Annotated in this window: 13 protein-coding genes; 6 read left to right on the top strand and 7 right to left on the bottom strand. The window is 69.5% G+C overall.

What is annotated here, in order from left to right:
* Positions 1 to 47: 47 nt before the first annotated feature.
* A complete protein-coding gene (locus tag BWR60_RS20500; RefSeq protein ID WP_088152868.1) occupies positions 48 to 818 on the top strand; it encodes an SDR family NAD(P)-dependent oxidoreductase in 771 nt (256 codons plus the stop codon).
* Between the two features lie 71 nt (positions 819 to 889).
* On the opposite strand, the gene rplQ is transcribed toward BWR60_RS20500, so the two are convergent.
* The 4 genes from rplQ to rpsM form a co-directional block, all read right to left on the bottom strand.
* Complete coding sequence (gene rplQ, locus BWR60_RS20495; RefSeq protein WP_034844393.1) at positions 890 to 1,330, bottom strand: 50S ribosomal protein L17; 441 nt, start codon at positions 1,328 to 1,330, stop codon at positions 890 to 892.
* 104 nt (positions 1,331 to 1,434) lie between these two features.
* Entirely contained in the window at positions 1,435 to 2,451 is a 1,017-nt protein-coding gene (locus tag BWR60_RS20490; RefSeq protein WP_034844395.1) for a DNA-directed RNA polymerase subunit alpha, read from the bottom strand.
* Positions 2,452 to 2,656: 205 nt separating this feature from the next.
* Entirely contained in the window at positions 2,657 to 3,061 is a 405-nt protein-coding gene (gene rpsK / locus BWR60_RS20485) for a 30S ribosomal protein S11 (RefSeq protein ID WP_088152866.1), read from the bottom strand.
* 18 nt (positions 3,062 to 3,079) lie between these two features.
* The gene (rpsM, locus tag BWR60_RS20480; RefSeq protein WP_088152865.1) at positions 3,080 to 3,448 is read right to left on the bottom strand and encodes a 30S ribosomal protein S13; all 369 of its coding nucleotides are present in this window, start codon (positions 3,446 to 3,448) and stop codon (positions 3,080 to 3,082) included.
* A gap of 395 nt (positions 3,449 to 3,843) precedes the next feature.
* On the opposite strand from rpsM, the gene BWR60_RS20475 reads away from it, so the two are divergent.
* Both BWR60_RS20475 and BWR60_RS20470 read left to right on the top strand, forming a co-directional pair.
* Positions 3,844 to 4,242 carry a carboxymuconolactone decarboxylase family protein gene (locus tag BWR60_RS20475; RefSeq protein ID WP_088152864.1) on the top strand — a complete coding sequence of 133 codons (399 nt, stop codon included), beginning with the start codon at positions 3,844 to 3,846 and terminating at the stop codon, positions 4,240 to 4,242.
* Positions 4,243 to 4,284: 42 nt separating this feature from the next.
* Positions 4,285 to 5,205 carry an arginase family protein gene (locus BWR60_RS20470; protein WP_218823595.1) on the top strand — a complete coding sequence of 307 codons (921 nt, stop codon included), beginning with the start codon at positions 4,285 to 4,287 and terminating at the stop codon, positions 5,203 to 5,205.
* Positions 5,206 to 5,208: 3 nt separating this feature from the next.
* Here the strand turns inward: BWR60_RS20470 and BWR60_RS20465 are convergent, their stop codons facing one another.
* The gene (locus BWR60_RS20465; RefSeq protein ID WP_088152863.1) at positions 5,209 to 5,595 is read right to left on the bottom strand and encodes a glycine zipper family protein; all 387 of its coding nucleotides are present in this window, start codon (positions 5,593 to 5,595) and stop codon (positions 5,209 to 5,211) included.
* 175 nt (positions 5,596 to 5,770) lie between these two features.
* Here BWR60_RS20465 and BWR60_RS20460 point away from each other — a divergent pair, with 175 nt between their 5' ends.
* Together BWR60_RS20460 and BWR60_RS20455 are read left to right on the top strand one after the other, a co-directional pair.
* A complete protein-coding gene (locus BWR60_RS20460) occupies positions 5,771 to 7,354 on the top strand; it encodes an inorganic phosphate transporter (protein ID WP_088152862.1) in 1,584 nt (527 codons plus the stop codon).
* Between the two features lie 285 nt (positions 7,355 to 7,639).
* Complete coding sequence (locus tag BWR60_RS20455; protein WP_088152861.1) at positions 7,640 to 8,647, top strand: CorA family divalent cation transporter; 1,008 nt, start codon at positions 7,640 to 7,642, stop codon at positions 8,645 to 8,647.
* A 4-nt stretch (positions 8,648 to 8,651) separates the two neighbouring features.
* Here BWR60_RS20455 and BWR60_RS20450 read toward each other — a convergent pair whose 3' ends face one another.
* Both BWR60_RS20450 and BWR60_RS20445 read right to left on the bottom strand, forming a co-directional pair.
* Positions 8,652 to 9,815: a LuxR C-terminal-related transcriptional regulator gene (locus BWR60_RS20450; RefSeq protein ID WP_088152860.1), complete on the bottom strand. Its 1,164-nt coding sequence runs from the start codon at positions 9,813 to 9,815 to the stop codon at positions 8,652 to 8,654.
* 342 nt (positions 9,816 to 10,157) lie between these two features.
* A complete protein-coding gene (locus BWR60_RS20445; protein ID WP_144445680.1) occupies positions 10,158 to 11,294 on the bottom strand; it encodes a helix-turn-helix transcriptional regulator in 1,137 nt (378 codons plus the stop codon).
* Positions 11,295 to 11,675: 381 nt separating this feature from the next.
* Here BWR60_RS20445 and BWR60_RS38220 point away from each other — a divergent pair, with 381 nt between their 5' ends.
* Complete coding sequence (locus BWR60_RS38220; protein WP_088152858.1) at positions 11,676 to 15,539, top strand: beta strand repeat-containing protein; 3,864 nt, start codon at positions 11,676 to 11,678, stop codon at positions 15,537 to 15,539.
* The last annotated feature ends 24 nt before the right edge of the window (positions 15,540 to 15,563 follow it).

Here is a 15,563-nt window from a genome sequence, read left to right as displayed (position 1 = left end):
CCGGCATCGCCCCACCTTCCGCCCGTCACGAACAGGAGAACGGATCGATGGCACGGGTTATGGTGGTCAGCGGCGGCGGCACGGGCATCGGCCTGGCGGTGGCGCGGCGTTTCGCCGGGCAGGGCGAGCAGGTGGTGATCCTGGGACGCCGGGCCGGCGTGCTGGCGGAGGCGACGACGGCGATCGGGCGGGAGCATCCTTCAGCCCCGCCGGTGCTGGCGCTGCCGGGCGACCTGTCGCGGCCGGAGATGGTCGAAGGGCTGCGCCGGGGGATCGGCGAGCGCTTCCCGGCGGTCGACGCGCTGGTGCATGCCGCCGGCGGCAACGTCATCCTGCAGGCGCCGCCGGGCCATTACGACGACGGGCTGGCCGGGGTGGCGCGGCGCTGGACCGACAATTTCGCCGGCAACGTGCTGTCGGCGGTGCTGCTGACCGAGGGGCTGCGCGACCGGCTGCGGGCGCCCGGCGGCCGGGTGGTGCTGGTCAGCTCGATCGCCGCCTATCGCGGCTCCGGCGCCGGCTGCTACGGCGCCGCCAAGGCCGCGCTGCACCCTTATGGCTACGACCTGGCCGCGGCCCTCGGCCCGCGCGGCATCACCGTCAACATCGTCGCGCCCGGCTATATCCGCGACACCGAATTCTTCGCCGACCGGCTGCCGGCGGAGCGCCAGGCGGCGCTGATCGCCGAGACGTCGATGCGCCGCGCCGGGCTGCCGGCCGACATCGCCGACGCCGTGGCCTGGCTGGCCTCGCCCGGCGCAGGCCATGTCACCGCCCAGGTGATCCAGGTCAATGGCGGCGCCGAACGCGGCCATTGACCGGCGGGATCCGCAACGAAAAAAGGCCCGACTTGCGCCGGGCCTTGATCCGTTCACCGTCGTGGGGCCGATCAGCCCTCGGCGCCCTCGGCCTCGGCCGCGGCAGCCTTCAGCTCGGCGTCGCGGGCCTTGTCCGCGGCGCCCTTGGCGTCGCGGTCGCGGTCGACCAGCTCGATCACGGCCATCGGGGCGGCGTCGCCGTAGCGGAAGCCGGCCTTGAGCACGCGGGAATAGCCGCCGGCGCGGGTCTTATAGCGCTCGGCGATCACCGAGAACAGCTTGGTCACCACGTCGTCGTCGCGCAGCTGGGCATAGGCCAGGCGGCGATTGGCGAGGCCACCCTTCTTGCCGAGGGTGATCAGCTTCTCGACGATCGGGCGCAGATCCTTCGCCTTCGGCAGAGTGGTCTTGATCTGCTCATGGGTGATCAGGGCCGCCGCCATGTTGGCGAACATCGCCTTGCGATGGCTGCTGGTGCGGCTGAAACGACGTCCGGTCACTCCGTGACGCATGGCGATATCTCCTCATGGCTTGGCCCCCGCGGGGGTCCGATGGCGGAACCCGCCGCCTGCCCGTGCGGGACAGAACGGCGGGGTACAGCAGACTCGTCAGCCGATCAGAACGGCTCTTCGAGCTTCTTGGCGAGATCCTCGATGTTCTCCGGCGGCCAGTTCGGGATCTCCATGCCGAGATGGAGGCCCATGGTCGAGAGAACTTCCTTGATCTCGTTCAGCGACTTGCGGCCGAAGTTCGGGGTGCGGAGCATCTCCGCCTCGGTCTTCTGCACCAGGTCGCCGATATAGACGATGTTGTCGTTCTTCAGGCAGTTGGCCGAGCGCACCGACAGCTCGAGCTCGTCCACCTTCCGCAGCAGGTTGCGGTTGAACGGCATGTCCTCCGAGGTCTCCTCGCGGTGGTCGCGCGACGGCTCCTCGAAGTTGATGAACAGCTGCAGCTGGTCCTGCAGGATGCGGGCGGCGAGCGCCACCGAATCCTCCGGCGTCACGGCGCCGTTGGTCTCGATCGTCAGCGACAGCTTGTCGTAGTCGGTGACCTGGCCGACACGGGTGTTCTCGACCTTGTACGAGACCTTGCGGATCGGGCTGTACAGGGCGTCGACCGGGATCAGGCCGATCGGCGCGTCCTCCGGCCGGTTCATGCTGGCCGGGACGTAGCCCTTGCCGACATTGACCGTGAACTCCATCGCCAGCTTGGCGCCGTCGTCGAGGGTGCACAGCACCAGCTCGGGGTCCATGATCTCGATGTCCGGCCCGGTGACGATGTCGCCGGCCTTGACCACCTTCGGGCCCTCGGCGTTCAGCCGCATCTTCTTCGGGCCCTCGGCGTGCATGCGCAGCGACAGCGCCTTGACGTTGAGGACGATGTCGGTGACGTCCTCGCGGACGCCCGGGATCGACGAGAATTCGTGCAGCACGCCGTCGATGTGGATCGCGGTGACCGCGGCGCCCTGCAGCGAGGACAGCAGCACGCGGCGGATGGCGTTGCCGAGGGTCAGGCCGAAGCCGCGCTCGAGCGGGTCGGCGACCAGGGTCGCCTTGCGCTGCGAATCGTCGCCCGGCTGGACGTCGAGAGCGTTGGGCTTGATCAGTTCCTGCCAGTTGCGCTGAAGCACTGTCATATCATCCTGTTCTGCCACGAGAGGCCGGATACGGCCGAAAATGCCGACAGGGGCCGAAGCCCCTTCCGATCCCATCCGTGGACCCTGTGGCCAGTGGTCCTGTCCCGGATCGGCCGGCGGTACTGTGCTGCGTCAAGGACGGCGGCCCGCGCCGCCCCCGTCCCGGCGAAGGGATGGGGCGGCGCGGGCCGGGCCGGCCTCAGACGCGGCGCTTCTTGCGCGGACGGACGCCGTTGTGCGGGATCGGCGTGACGTCGCGGATCGAGGTGATCTGGAAGCCGACCGACTGCAGGGCGCGCAGGGCGCTCTCACGGCCGGAGCCGGGGCCCTTCACGTTGATCTCGAGCACGCGCATGCCGTGCTCCTGCGCCTTGCGGCCGGCATCCTCGGCGGCCATCTGGGCGGCGTAGGGAGTCGACTTGCGGCTGCCCTTGAAGCCCATGCCACCGGCCGACGACCAGGCAATGGCGTTGCCCTGCGCGTCGGTGATGGTGATCACCGTGTTGTTGAAGGACGAGTTCACGTGGGCGACGCCCGAGGTGATGTTCTTGCGCTCGCGACGACGCAGACGGGCGTTCGCGGCGGCAGCTGCTGGCTTGGCCATGGTTCGCTCGCCTTCCGATTACTTCTTCTTGCCCGCGATGGGCTTCGCCGGACCCTTGCGGGTGCGGGCGTTGGTGTGAGTGCGCTGGCCGCGGACCGGCAGGCCCTTGCGGTGACGCAGGCCGCGGTAGCAGCCCAGATCCATCAGGCGCTTGATGTTCATCGCGATCTCGCGACGCAGATCGCCCTCGACCGTGTGGTCGCTGTCGATGGTCTCGCGGATGCGCAGGATCTCGTCTTCGGTCAGCTCGTTGACGCGCCGGTCGGCCGGGATGCCGAGCTTGTCGATGATCGACTGGGCGGTGTGACGGCCGATCCCATGGATGTAGGTGAGCGCGATGAGGACGCGCTTCTGGGTCGGGATATTGACGCCGGCAATACGTGCCACGTCTCTCTCCTGTGCGGTTGCCACCTTCGGTGCCGCCGCTGCCCTGCCCCCACCGGGAGCCTGGCCTGCAACGCCGGGTTGGCTGGTTCATGTCTGCCCGCGGGCCGGAGCGGCCACGCGAACGCCTTGCGCTTCGGTCGCCTTCCGGCTCCGAAGCGGGCGGAGTATAGTGATCGGCAGGACAGAGTCAACCGCCGAGATTCACGTTCGGAATCCGCGCGGCCGGGGTCGACAGCGACCGAACCATAACCGGGACCGAACCGGCTTGTCACCTGCGCAATTGTGATGATTTCCGGACTGCGGCCGGCCGGCTCTTCGCGCCCCGCCGTGACGGCGTGACGCCGGCCCCGCCCCCGTGCCACCCTGCCCGCTTCGCAATCGCAGAGGGCACCGCCATGGCATCGGGTCTGGTCGAATACGAGGAGGCGGCGCCGGAGGTGCGCGCCGTCTACGACGACATCATGACCACCCGCCGGATCGACAAGGTCAACAACTTCTGGAAGGCGCTGGCGATGCACCCGCCGACGCTGAAGCGGACCTGGGAGAGCCTGAAGGAGGTGATGGCCCCCGGCGCGCTGGACCCGCTGGTGAAGGAGATGGTGTATCTCGCCGTCAGCACCACCAATGGCTGCGGCTACTGCATCGCCTCGCACAGCGTGGCGGCGCGCAAGGCCGGCATGACCGACGCGATGCTGGGCGAGCTGCTGGCCGTGGTCGGCATGGCGAACGAGACCAACCGCCTGGCCACCGGCCTGCAGGTGCCGATCGACGAGGCCTTCCGCCGCCAGGGCTGACGCCCCTCGCCCCATGTCCCGACCCTTCAACCGGAGAGATCATTGCCCCCTTACGCCGGCATCGCGACCTTCCTCAACGCCCCGCACCGCCGCCGGCCGGAAGGCGGCCGCCCCGCCGCCGCGGTGCTGGGCCTGCCCTTCGACCTCGGCACCACCAACCGGCCGGGATCGCGCTTCGGCCCCGGCGCCATCCGCGCCGCCAGCCGCACCCTGACCGGCGACGACCATCCCGACCTGGCGCTGAGCCCGGAGGAGCGGCTGGACCTGTACGACGCCGGGGACGCGGTGCCGATCACCGCCGACCTCGCCGGCAGCCTGGAGGCGATCCGCGCCACGGCGGCGGAGCAGATCGGGGCCGGCGCCCGCCTGCTGGGGCTGGGCGGCGACCACACCGTCACCCTGCCGCTGCTGGAGGCGACCGCGGCGAGGCACGGCCCCCTGGCGCTGATGCAGTTCGACGCGCATGTCGACAGCTGGGCCGGCACGCCGACCGCGCGGATCTATCACGGCTCCTGGCTGCGCCACGCGATCGAGCGCGGCCTGGTCGACCCGCGGACCACGGTGCAGGTCGGGCTGCACAGCCCGGTCGACCGCGCCACCGCCGCCTGGACCCGGGACCAGGGGGTGACCGGCCTGTCGGCCGAGAGCGTGCATCTCGACGGCGTCGAGCGGACGGTCGAGCGGATCCGCGCCGTGCTCGGCGACCGCCCGGCCTATCTGACCTTCGACATCGACGGCATCGACCCCGGCCTGGCGCCCGGGGTCGCCTGCCCGGAGGCCGGCGGCCTGTTCCCGTGGCAGGCGCTGGCCATGCTGCGCCGGCTGGGCGACATCGCCTGGGTCGGGGCCGACGTGGTCGAGACCTGCCCGCCCTACGACCAGAGCGACGTCACCGCCGTGCTGGCCGCCACCGTCGGCTGGACCTGGCTGTGCCTGCTGGCGGCGCGGACGCCGCCCGCCTGATCGTCAATCGAGCACGGCGTAGCCGCGGCGGATCATGCAGTTCCGCACCACGTTCTGGGTGCTGTTGGCGGCGGAGGCGCCGCCGCCGACCGCACCGCTGAGGCCACCGACCCCGGCGCCGATCGCGGCGCCGCGCCCGACATTGCCAGTGAAGGCGCCGATGATCGCGCCGCCGGCCGCGCCGACCGCGCCGCCGACCAGCGCCCCGCCGACAGTGCGCCCGCCAGCATCCACCTGCTTGGCGAGCTGCTGGCACTGGGCCACGTCGTATTCGTAGTTGCGGCCGCCGGCGACCGAGGTCGCGGGGTCGATGATCGGCCGCACCTGATCGGCACAACCGGCGAGACCCAGCGCCGCCACGGCGAAAACGGCTGCCCTGCTCAAGCCCATGTCACTCTCTCCCTCGATCGAACCGGGAATGGCGTTTGAACAATTCTGCCAAACAATAGAGCCATTTGCGGTCAGGGGTCACGTGCCCCGCCACCGTCCGCAAACCATAACATAACCGTAACATCCGGCTTGTAGGGTCACCGCATCGCACCATCGCAGCCCGGCGAGGCCCCGCATGACCACTTCCGTGCTCGACTCCAGGCCGACAGGAGGGCTCAGCCGGCTGACGCCGCTGGCCGTCATCGCCCTGCTCATCATCGGTGTCGTCTACGCCGGCTGGAGCCTGATGAACGACCTGGGCGACGTCCATTCGCCGAGCCTGCTGCCCTTCATCCTGCTCGGCATCGCCCTGCTGATCGCGCTGGGCTTCGAGTTCGTCAACGGCTTCCACGACACCGCCAATGCGGTGGCGACCGTGATCTACACCAACTCGCTGCCGCCGACCGTGGCGGTGGTGTGGTCGGGGTTCTTCAACTTCCTGGGGGTGCTGACCTCCACCGGCCTGGTCGCCTTCGGCATCATCTCGCTGCTGCCGGTCGAGCTGATCCTGCAGGTCGGCAGCAACGCCGGCTTCGCCATGGTGTTCGCCCTGCTGATCGCCGCGATCATCTGGAATGTCGGCACCTGGTATTTCGGCCTGCCCTCCAGCTCCTCGCACACGCTGATCGGGTCGATCATCGGCGTCGGCCTGATGAACCAGCTGATGGCCATCCCCGGCACCGGCACCAGCGGCGTGGACTGGTCGCAGGCGCTGGGCATCGGCAAGTCGCTGCTGCTGTCGCCGCTGGTCGGCTTCTTCGCCGCGGCGCTGCTGCTGCTGGCCGCCAAGGCCCTGATCAAGCGGCCGGAGCTGTACCAGGCGCCGGAAGGCAACAAGCCGCCGCCGCTGTGGATCCGCGGCCTGCTGGTGCTGACCTGCACCGGCGTCAGCTTCGCCCATGGCTCGAATGACGGCCAGAAGGGCATGGGGCTGATCATGCTGATCCTGATCGGCACCGTGCCCACCGCCTACGCCCTGAACCGGGCGATGCCGGAGACGCAGATCACCGCCTTCGAGCAGTCGTCGCAGCAGGCGGCCGGCGTGCTGGCCCACTATGCCGGCACCACGCCCGCCCCCGCCGACTCGCGCGCCGCGGTGACCGCCTATGTCCGCGACCGGGCCCTGGCGCCCGACACGGTGCCGGCGCTGGTCGCCCTGACCCAGGAGATCGACCGCAGCGTCGCCGGCCGCAGCTCGCTGGCCTCGGTGCCGAACGAGCAGGTCGGCAACATCCGCAACGACATGTACCTCGCCTCCGAGGCGCTGAAGCTGATGGCGAAGACCAATTCGCCCGCCTTCAGCGCCGATGACGGCAAGGTGCTGACCGCCTATCGCGGCTATCTCGACACGGCGACCAAGTTCATCCCGGACTGGGTCAAGGTCGCGGTCGCCATCGCGCTGGGCCTGGGCACCATGGTCGGCTGGAAGCGCATCGTCGTCACCGTCGGCGAGAAGATCGGCAAGGAGCATCTGACCTACGCCCAGGGCGGCTCGGCCGAGCTGGTGGCGATGGCGACGATCGGCGCCGCCGACATGTACGGCCTGCCGGTCAGCACCACCCATGTGCTGTCCTCCGGCGTCGCCGGCACCATGGCGGCGAACCGCTCCGGCCTGCAGTGGAGCACGATCCGCAACCTGATCATGGCCTGGGTGCTGACCCTCCCGGTCTCGATCGCCCTGGCGGCCGCTCTCTACTGGCTGCTGCGGCATCTGTTCTGATCCTGGATCAGGGCTTGGACACGGTTTGCCCGCACGCCTCCCCCTCCCTACGCCCTGCGCCGGTTCAACATGCCGACAGAGCAGGAGGGCGGTGCGGCGCGATGCAGCGCATCGCGCAAGCCGTTCGACGCACCATGTCGGCATGTTCAACCGGCCCGGAGGGTCGCCTTGCGGCGGCCGTCTGCGGGCGCGGGCCACTCGGCCGTAGTTCCCGCTACGCTCTTCGCGGCCCGCGCCCTCATTCGACTCACCGCAAGGCGACGCAGGACGTAGGGAGGGGGAGGCGTGCGGGCTAAGCCGACCGTCAGCTTCCGCTTCGGCGATGCGGTCGCCGCCGCCTACCACTTCGATCCCGGCTCCGGCGCCTGCCGCCAGACCGGGGTCGATCCCCTTCCGGCCACCGATGGCGGCTGGGTCTGGCTGCATCTGAAACTGACCGACATCCGCGGCCGGCATTGGCTGGCGCGGCACGAGGTCCTGCCCCCGGCCGTCGCGCAATGGCTGCTGGACGGGCCCGACCGGGTGCAGATGCAGCGGCTGGACGGCTGGCTGGTCGGCGCCGCCAACGGGCTGCATCACGATTTCGCCTTCGAGCCGGACCAGATCGGCCGGCTGCGCTTCTGCGTCGGCCCGCATCTGCTGGTCACCGGCCGGCGCCACCCGCTGCGCGTGGTCGACGAGATCCGCCGCAGCCTGGATGCCGGCAGCGCGCCGGCCACCGCGCTGGGCATGCTGGCGCTGATCGCCGGGCACCTGGCGGCGGAGGCCGAGGCGACGGTCGAGAAGCTGATGGACGAGGTCGACGCCATCGAGGACCGGGTGCTGGACGACCGGACGACCAGCCGGACGATCGAGGACCGCCAGGCGCTGGGCCGCATCCGCCGCCGCGCCGCGACCCTGCGCCGCCATCTGCTGCCGGAGGGCGCCGTGGTCGCCGCCGGCCTGGCCGACCTGCCGGACTGGGCCGACCCGGCCGGCCGTGCCGGCCTGGCCGCCGCCGCCGAGCGCTTCCACCGCGTCGCCCGCAGCATCGACGAGGTGATCGACCGCACCCGGCTGCTGCAGGAGGAGCTGGCGGCGCAGCGGGCGGAGGCGATGAACCGCAGCCTGCTGGTGCTGGCGGTGCTGACCGCGATCTTCCTGCCGATGACGCTGATCACCGGCATCTTCGGCATGAATGTCGCCGGGCTGCCGGGCCTGCAGGACGCCAGCGCCTTCCTGTGGGTGATGGTGCTGATCCTGGCCGCCGGCGTGGCGACGCTGGCCCTGATGTTCTGGCGCCGGATGTTCTGAAAGCCTATTCCGCCGCGGTCTGGTTTCCGATCGCCGGCAGGTTGCGCAGCAGCAGCCGCACCAGCTCCGACTGGCGGTTGGTGCGGGTCTTCATGAAGATCTTCTTGAGATGGTTGCGGATCGTCTCGTAGCTGACGTCGAGGCGGGTCGCGATCTCCTTCAGCGACAGGCCGGCCGCCAGCTCGCCGGCGATCCGCGCCTCGGTCGCGGTCAGGCCGTACAGCCGCCGCAGCTCCGGCTGCGACAGCTGGTTCGCCGGCGCCGGCGCGGCGATGAAGACCGCCGCCTTGGGCTGGGTGAGGCTGAGCAGCGGCCGGTTGCGGCTGACCGGCGCGACCAGCACCGCGAGTTGGTCGCCACCGGCCGAATCCGACAGCGTCAGTCCGCCCCCCGGCTCCAGCCGCGGGTCGTCGAGGATGATCGACGCCGAGGCGATCAGCTGGCGCAGCCGCGCCGTCTCCGCCGGCTGGGTGGCGGCCAGCAGGCCGCGCTGGTCGACCCGCAGGGCGGTGCCGGCCCGCAGCAGCGACTCCGCCACCCGGTTGGAGAAGGAGACGCGGCCGGTCGGGTCGGTCAGGACCACGCCGATCGACAGGCGGTCCAGGCCGGTCTCGAGCACGTCGCGCTGGGTGACCACATCCCCCAGCCGCTGGTGGATCTGCGCCGCGCGGGCGAAATGCGGCAGCAGCCGGCGCATCATCTCCGCCAACCGCTCCGTCTCCTGCGCCGCCATCGGCTCGGCATGCAGCACGCTGATATGGGCGGAGACGCCGCCGCGGCGCAGGAAGGTGCCGCCGATGCCGGACAGCAGCTGCTGCGGCCGCAGCCAGTCGGAGAAGAACTCGGTGCGCTCGAGACTGGGGCGCGACACCAGCGCGTCGCTGACCGTGACCTCGCCGACCGCGCGGCTCAGCACCCGCTCGCTCCACGGGTTGAGGCGCCAGAAGTGCTGGGCGTAGCTGTCGAGGAACCCCTGGTCCCAGCGGCTGGTCGCGGCCAGCGCCTCATAGGCCGAGGTCTCGGCATCGTCGGATTCGTGCAGCAGATACAGGCTGGCATGGCCGTCGGCGAACAGCCCGGCGAGATCGTTGAGAACCGAATCCCAGAGCCCGTGGTCAAGCGCCGCGTCGTAGATTCGCGCAATCAGGTCCGGGAGATCATCCGCCATTTCGGGAACGATCCTCGACTGGACGCCAAAGGAACGGGCCTTGCGTTGCGACGCCCGGCCAGCTTCATCACCCTCTCGGGGAAGATAGTCCATTTGGGTCAGGCTGCCACCCTCAATTTGCAGATGGGACCGGAATGGGTTTTCAGTCATCCTGTGGGTGTTTCAAGCGCACTGAGATTACAGACACCCACGCAAATTGATACGGTTTTTATATATCTGAGGCATTACGTTCGAAAAATCAGAAGCCGAGCGGCTCGTCCGGGGAGGTTCACCGAGGACGACGTGCAAACCGACGGCGAAATAGGGGACAGGCCACACCCGTTCGGTGTGGCCTGTCTCGCTTCAGGGGGGCGGCGGCATCCGCGCCAGAAGCTGGACAAGATCGGCCTGACGGTTGGTCCCGGTCTTGGCGAAGACCCGCTTGAGATGAAGGCGGACCGTCTCGTAGCTCATCTCCTGCAACCCCGCGATCTCCTTCAGCGTCGCCCCCGCCGCCAGGCCCGAGGCGACCCGGGCCTCGGCCGGCGTCAGCCCATAGTGCCGGCGCAGATCCGAATCCGCGGGACTTCGGCGCGGCTGCGGCGTCATCAGGAAGATCATGGCCTTCGGATGGTCCCGGCCCAGCAGCCAGGCGTTGCGGCTGGCGGGGACCACCAGCAGCGAAAGATGCTCGCGCCGCACGGGGTCGGCGACCACGAGGCCGCCGCCGGCCTGGGGGGCTGAATCGTCGAGCGCGGCGGCCGAGCGCGCGATCAGGCCGCGCAGCTGCTCGGCCGTCCGCGGATCGCCGGCGCCCAGCCCCCCATCGGGGTCGACCCGCAGGGTGCGGCCGGCGCGCAGCACCTCCTCCGCCGGTGGATTGGCGAACAGGATACGGCCGGTGCTGTCGGCCAGGATCAGCCCGATCGACAGCCGCTCGAACCCGGCCTCCATCGCCTGACGCTGCGTCCCGGCATCGACCAGATGCCGGTGCAGCTGCGCCGCCCGGCCGAGGTGCGGCAGCAGGCCGGAGATCAGGTCCCGCACGCCATCGCCCGGCCGGACCTCGCCATGCAGCAGGCTGAGATGCGCCGAGAAGCCGCCATGCCGCGCGAAGGTGCCGCCGATTCCGCCGGCCAGCCCCTGGGGCCGCATCCAATCGACGTAGAATTCGGTGCCCTGCAGGCTGCGGAACGGCATGACCGCATCGGTGACCGTGACCTGGCCCAGCGGCCGGCGCAGCGCCGAGCGGGTCCAGGGGTTGGCCCGCCAGTAGTGCCGGGCATAGCTGTCGAGATAGCCCGGCTCCCAATCGCTGGTCGCCCCGAGGGATTCGAAGGCCGGCACGGAGCCGTAACCGGTCTCGTGCAGGACATAGAGGCTGGCCCGCCCGTCGGGCACCAGCGCCGCGAGGCCGTTGAGAAAGCCGCTCCAGGATTCCTCTCCCGTCACGGCCGCGTAGACCTGCCCGATCAATGGACCCAGCTGAAGGCTCATCATGGCCAGTCGCCATGGCTCCGCGAAGCCGTCCCGGCCCAGCCGGCGGCAGATCCCGCGAACACCACAACCCCTCCCCCAAATGGAGTATCGAAACCCATAAAAATACGATCTTATGCGGCGATCATACCGCATTTGGATATTCCGTCCATCTCCCAATTTACTGGGTTAAATCAATCCGCGGAATGCGCGATCCTGGCCAAAATCATGCGGAAACTTTGCCTAACGCAAATCTCCACAATAAATATCGCTGAAGAAACTGCCGGATACATCAAGAGCTTCCAAGACATTCGCCAGACAAAAGCAAGACCCGGAAGCGGGAATCGCGTCCGGATCCCTGCAATTGCCGCTGTATTTTTCAAAAATCGATAGGATCGCAGAGCCATGCCCAGCGTCGTCATCGGCAACAATCTCGACAACACCATCCTCGGGGATACCGGCGGACCGGCGGAGGACGTCATCTTCGGCCAGGGCGGCAACGATGTGCTGCGCGGCCTGGCCGAGAACGACCTGCTCGACGGCGGCGCCGGCAATGACACGCTGGACGGCGGCGCCGGCGACGACATCCTCGCCGGCCGCCTGGGGGCGGACCGGCTCGAGGGCGGCCTCGGCAGCGACACCGCCGTGCTCACCGGCACCTTCGCCCAGGCGACGATCACCGTGACGACGGCGCAGGATCTTGCCGCCCCCGCCGTCACCATCTCCGCGATCCAGGTCCAGACCGCCGAAGGCACCGACATCCTGACGGGCGTCGAGGTGCTGCAGTTCGACGATTGCACCGTCCGGGTGGTCGACAATGGCGGCTACGCCACGATCCAGGCGGCGGTCGACGCAGCCCAGCCGGGCGACACCATCCTGGTCACCGCCGGCACCTATACCGAGAACGTCGTGATCGGCAAGGCGGTCACCCTGATCGGCCAGGACGGCGCCGTGATCCAGGGCAGCTTCCAGGCCGACAACGGCGTCGGCACCGGCGATGTCGACACCTGGCTGCAGGGCCACAACAGCTACAGCGGCGCGGCCGGCGACGGCATCAGCATCCAGGCCGACGGAGTCACCATCCAGAACATCGCCGTCACCGGTTTCCTGCATGGCGTCGCGCTGAACGGCACCGCGACCAACGCCACCATCGGCGACGTCGACATCTCGCAGTCGGTGATGGGCATCTTCCGCAACGACGGCGCCAATGCGAACGGCCTGTCGGTCGAGGGCGGCAGCATCAGCCACGGCCAGCATGGCATCCTGATCCAGCAATCGGTCTCGACCGGCCTCGGCAGCGCCGACGGCGTCAGCATCGACGGCACCAGCTTCGCCCATCTGAACGAGAAGGGCATCTATGCCGAGCAGCTGTCGCATGCCGAGATCGCCAATATCGACATGACCGATGTCGGCCAGTACGGCCGGACGCCGTCCTTCGGCGGCAACGGCACCAACGGCAACGGCATCGACCTCAACCTGAAGTGGGGCGGCTACAGCGACATCTCGATCCACGATTTCACCTTCACGGATGTCGGGTCGAGCAATGGCGGCGGCACGCCGCATGTCGGCGGCGGCGCCATCACCGTGAAAGCCCGCGACGATGGCGGCTATTCCAGCCATCCCGCCACGGTCGATGGCGTCACCATCTCGGACGGGTCGATCGACGGCACCTCGACCGGCATCCGCATCGGCGAGCCCGGCCAGTCCAACAGCGGCCCGACCCATGTCGACATCCACGGCGTCGACGTTTCGGACGCCAGCGTCGGCGACGTCGACAACCGGTCGCAGGCGACGCTGTCGGTCACCGTCTCCGCCACCGATCCGGACCTCACGGCCTCTCCGAACGCGACCGGGCCGATCCACATGACCGGCAGCGCCATCGCCAACGCGCTGACCGGCGGCGGCGGCGCCGATCATCTGGAAGGCCTGGGCGGCGACGATCACCTCGATGGCGGTGCCGGCAACGACCTGCTCGCCGGCGGGGCCGGGGCGGACGAGATCAAGGGCGGCGCCGGCATCGACACCGCCGTCTTCGCCGGCAACGCCGCGGCCACGTCGATCCACTCCGACGGCACCACCCTCACCATCTCGGGCCCGGACGGCACCGACACGGTCAGCGGCGTCGAGAAGGTGCAGTTCGACGACAAGACGGTGCTGATCGTCGGCGCCGGCGGCTATGCCACCATCCAGGCGGCGGTGGACGCGGCCCCGGCGGGGGCCACCATCCTGGTGGCGCCGGGCACCTACACCGAGAACGTCGTCATCGACAAGCCGGTCAGCCTGCTGTCGATCGAAGGGCGCGACAGCACCGAGATCGTCGGCACCTTCGGGGCCGGCGGCCAGGGCACGATCACGGTGATGCCGGGCGTCGACGGCGTCCGGATCGGCGCCACCGGCCAGGGCTTCACCATCGTCGGCTTCGACAATCCGAGCCCGGCCAGCGAGGTCGCGGCGGTCTATTTCCAGGGCAACCACAACGGCGCCACGGTCCAGGGCAACGACATCGTGGCCAAGGGCGATCTCGGCCTGCTGACCGAGTTCTCGGCCACCAACGCCCATTTCCTGATCGACGGCAACATCTTCTCCGGCCAGACCTTCACCGGCACGACGGTGCCGGAGCAGACCTGGGGCGGCAGCTATTCCTCGCAGCAATTCACCGTCGCCAACCTGCCACGCCAGGTGGTGGTGATCTCCGGCGGGGCGGATGCGGGGTCGAACCACACCTCCGACATCGTCTTCACCAACAACGAGGTGACGGCGACGGCCGGCGCGCTGGACACCGGCGGCACGGCGCACGGCAACATCCTGGTGACGATCGACGCGCTGGGATCGACCATCGCCAACAACGTCTTCTCCGGCTTCACCACCGTGGAGGGCCTGCGCTTCCGGGGCCCGAACGCCTCGGTGACCGGCAACCGGTTCGACAACAGCGGCACCGGCAACACCACCGGCGTGTCGTTCCAGCTGACCGACGGCAGCTATTCCGGCAACGTCTTCACCGGCCATGACGGCCGCGACGACGCCTTCGCCGGGACCGCGGGCAACGACACCATGACCGGGGCCGGCGGCAAGGACAGCCTGTTCGGCGGCGCCGGGGCGGACCAGCTGAACGGCGGGTCCGGCGACGACCTGCTGGTCGGCGGCACCGGCATCGACAAGCTGGCGGGAGGCGACGGCAACGACATCATCCTGATCGGCCCGTCCACCGAATATGCCGCGACCGAGACGATCGACGGCGGGGCCGGCACCGATACGATCCGCTTCACCAGCACGGTCGTCGGCGACACGCTGGTGCTGCTGCAATCCGGGCTGACCGGCGTCGAGGCGGTGGTGATCGGCGACGCCACGGGGGCCACCAGCGGCACCACGCCGCTCGGCGTCTATGCCGGCAGCTTCACCAATGCGCTGACGGTCACCGGCAATGAGGGCGCCAACACCATCACCACCGGATCGGGCGCGGACACGGTGAATGGCGGCGGCGGCAACGACGCCATCGCCGTCGGCGGCGGCAACGACCGGGCGGATGGCGGCGCCGGCAACGACCAGATCCTGGGCGGTGCCGGCAACGACACGCTCTATGGCCGCACCGGGGACGACGTGCTGGTCGGGGAGGCCGGCAACGACACCCTCGTCGGCAATGACGGCGTCGACATCATGATCGGCGGCGCCGGCGACGACATCTACTATGTCGACCTGACCACCGACCAGGTGCAGGAGCAGGCGAATGAAGGCCTCGACTGGGTCGTCGCCTCGCGCACCTACACCCTGTCGGCCAATGTCGAGAACCTGATGCTGGCCCCCGGTTCCGGCACCACGGCCGTCGGCAATGCCCTGGCCAACACCCTGAACGGCAACGAGACCGACAACGGCATTGCCGGCGTCGGCGGCAACGACATCATCGACGGCAAGGCAGGCAACGACATCCTCGATGGCGGCCAGGGCACCGACACCCTGACCGGCGGCGCCGGGGCGGACACCTTCCGCCTGATGGCGATCGAGCACAGCGCGGTCGGCGCCGGCCGGGACGTGATCACCGATTTCAGCCATGCCGAGGGCGACAGGATCGACCTGCATTATATCGACGCGAATGTCGGCCTGGCCGGCGACCAGGCCTTCACCTTCGCCGGCGCGGCCTTCACCGGGGCGGCGGGCCAGTTGCGCTTCGTCGGCGGGATCCTGGCCGGCGACGTCAACGGCGACGGGATCGCCGATTTCGAGGTCAAGGTGAACGGGGCGGCCAGCCTCGTCGCTGGCGACTTCGTCCTCTGATCGGAAGGCCCCTGGAGGCCCGGC

Source organism: Inquilinus limosus (genome assembly GCF_002195995.1).
GTDB classification, from domain to species: domain Bacteria; phylum Pseudomonadota; class Alphaproteobacteria; order DSM-16000; family Inquilinaceae; genus Inquilinus; species Inquilinus limosus_C.
The sequence above is the reverse complement of the archived record's forward strand: the minus strand, read 5'-3'. Positions and strand labels throughout refer to the sequence as shown.

What these genes read in the sequence shown, in the direction of transcription:
- rpsK (WP_088152866.1), bottom strand. Translation starts at nt 3,061, where the DNA reads ATGGCCAAGCCAGCAGCTGCCGCCGCGAACGCCCGTCTGCGTCGTCGC.
- BWR60_RS20475 (WP_088152864.1), top strand. Translation starts at nt 3,844, where the DNA reads ATGGCATCGGGTCTGGTCGAATACGAGGAGGCGGCGCCGGAGGTGCGC.
- BWR60_RS38220 (WP_088152858.1), top strand. Translation starts at nt 11,676, where the DNA reads ATGCCCAGCGTCGTCATCGGCAACAATCTCGACAACACCATCCTCGGG.
- BWR60_RS20465 (WP_088152863.1), bottom strand. Translation starts at nt 5,595, where the DNA reads ATGGGCTTGAGCAGGGCAGCCGTTTTCGCCGTGGCGGCGCTGGGTCTC.
- BWR60_RS20460 (WP_088152862.1), top strand. Translation starts at nt 5,771, where the DNA reads ATGACCACTTCCGTGCTCGACTCCAGGCCGACAGGAGGGCTCAGCCGG.
- BWR60_RS20450 (WP_088152860.1), bottom strand. Translation starts at nt 9,815, where the DNA reads ATGGCGGATGATCTCCCGGACCTGATTGCGCGAATCTACGACGCGGCG.
- rplQ (WP_034844393.1), bottom strand. Translation starts at nt 1,330, where the DNA reads ATGCGTCACGGAGTGACCGGACGTCGTTTCAGCCGCACCAGCAGCCAT.
- BWR60_RS20500 (WP_088152868.1), top strand. Translation starts at nt 48, where the DNA reads ATGGCACGGGTTATGGTGGTCAGCGGCGGCGGCACGGGCATCGGCCTG.
- BWR60_RS20445 (WP_144445680.1), bottom strand. Translation starts at nt 11,294, where the DNA reads ATGATGAGCCTTCAGCTGGGTCCATTGATCGGGCAGGTCTACGCGGCC.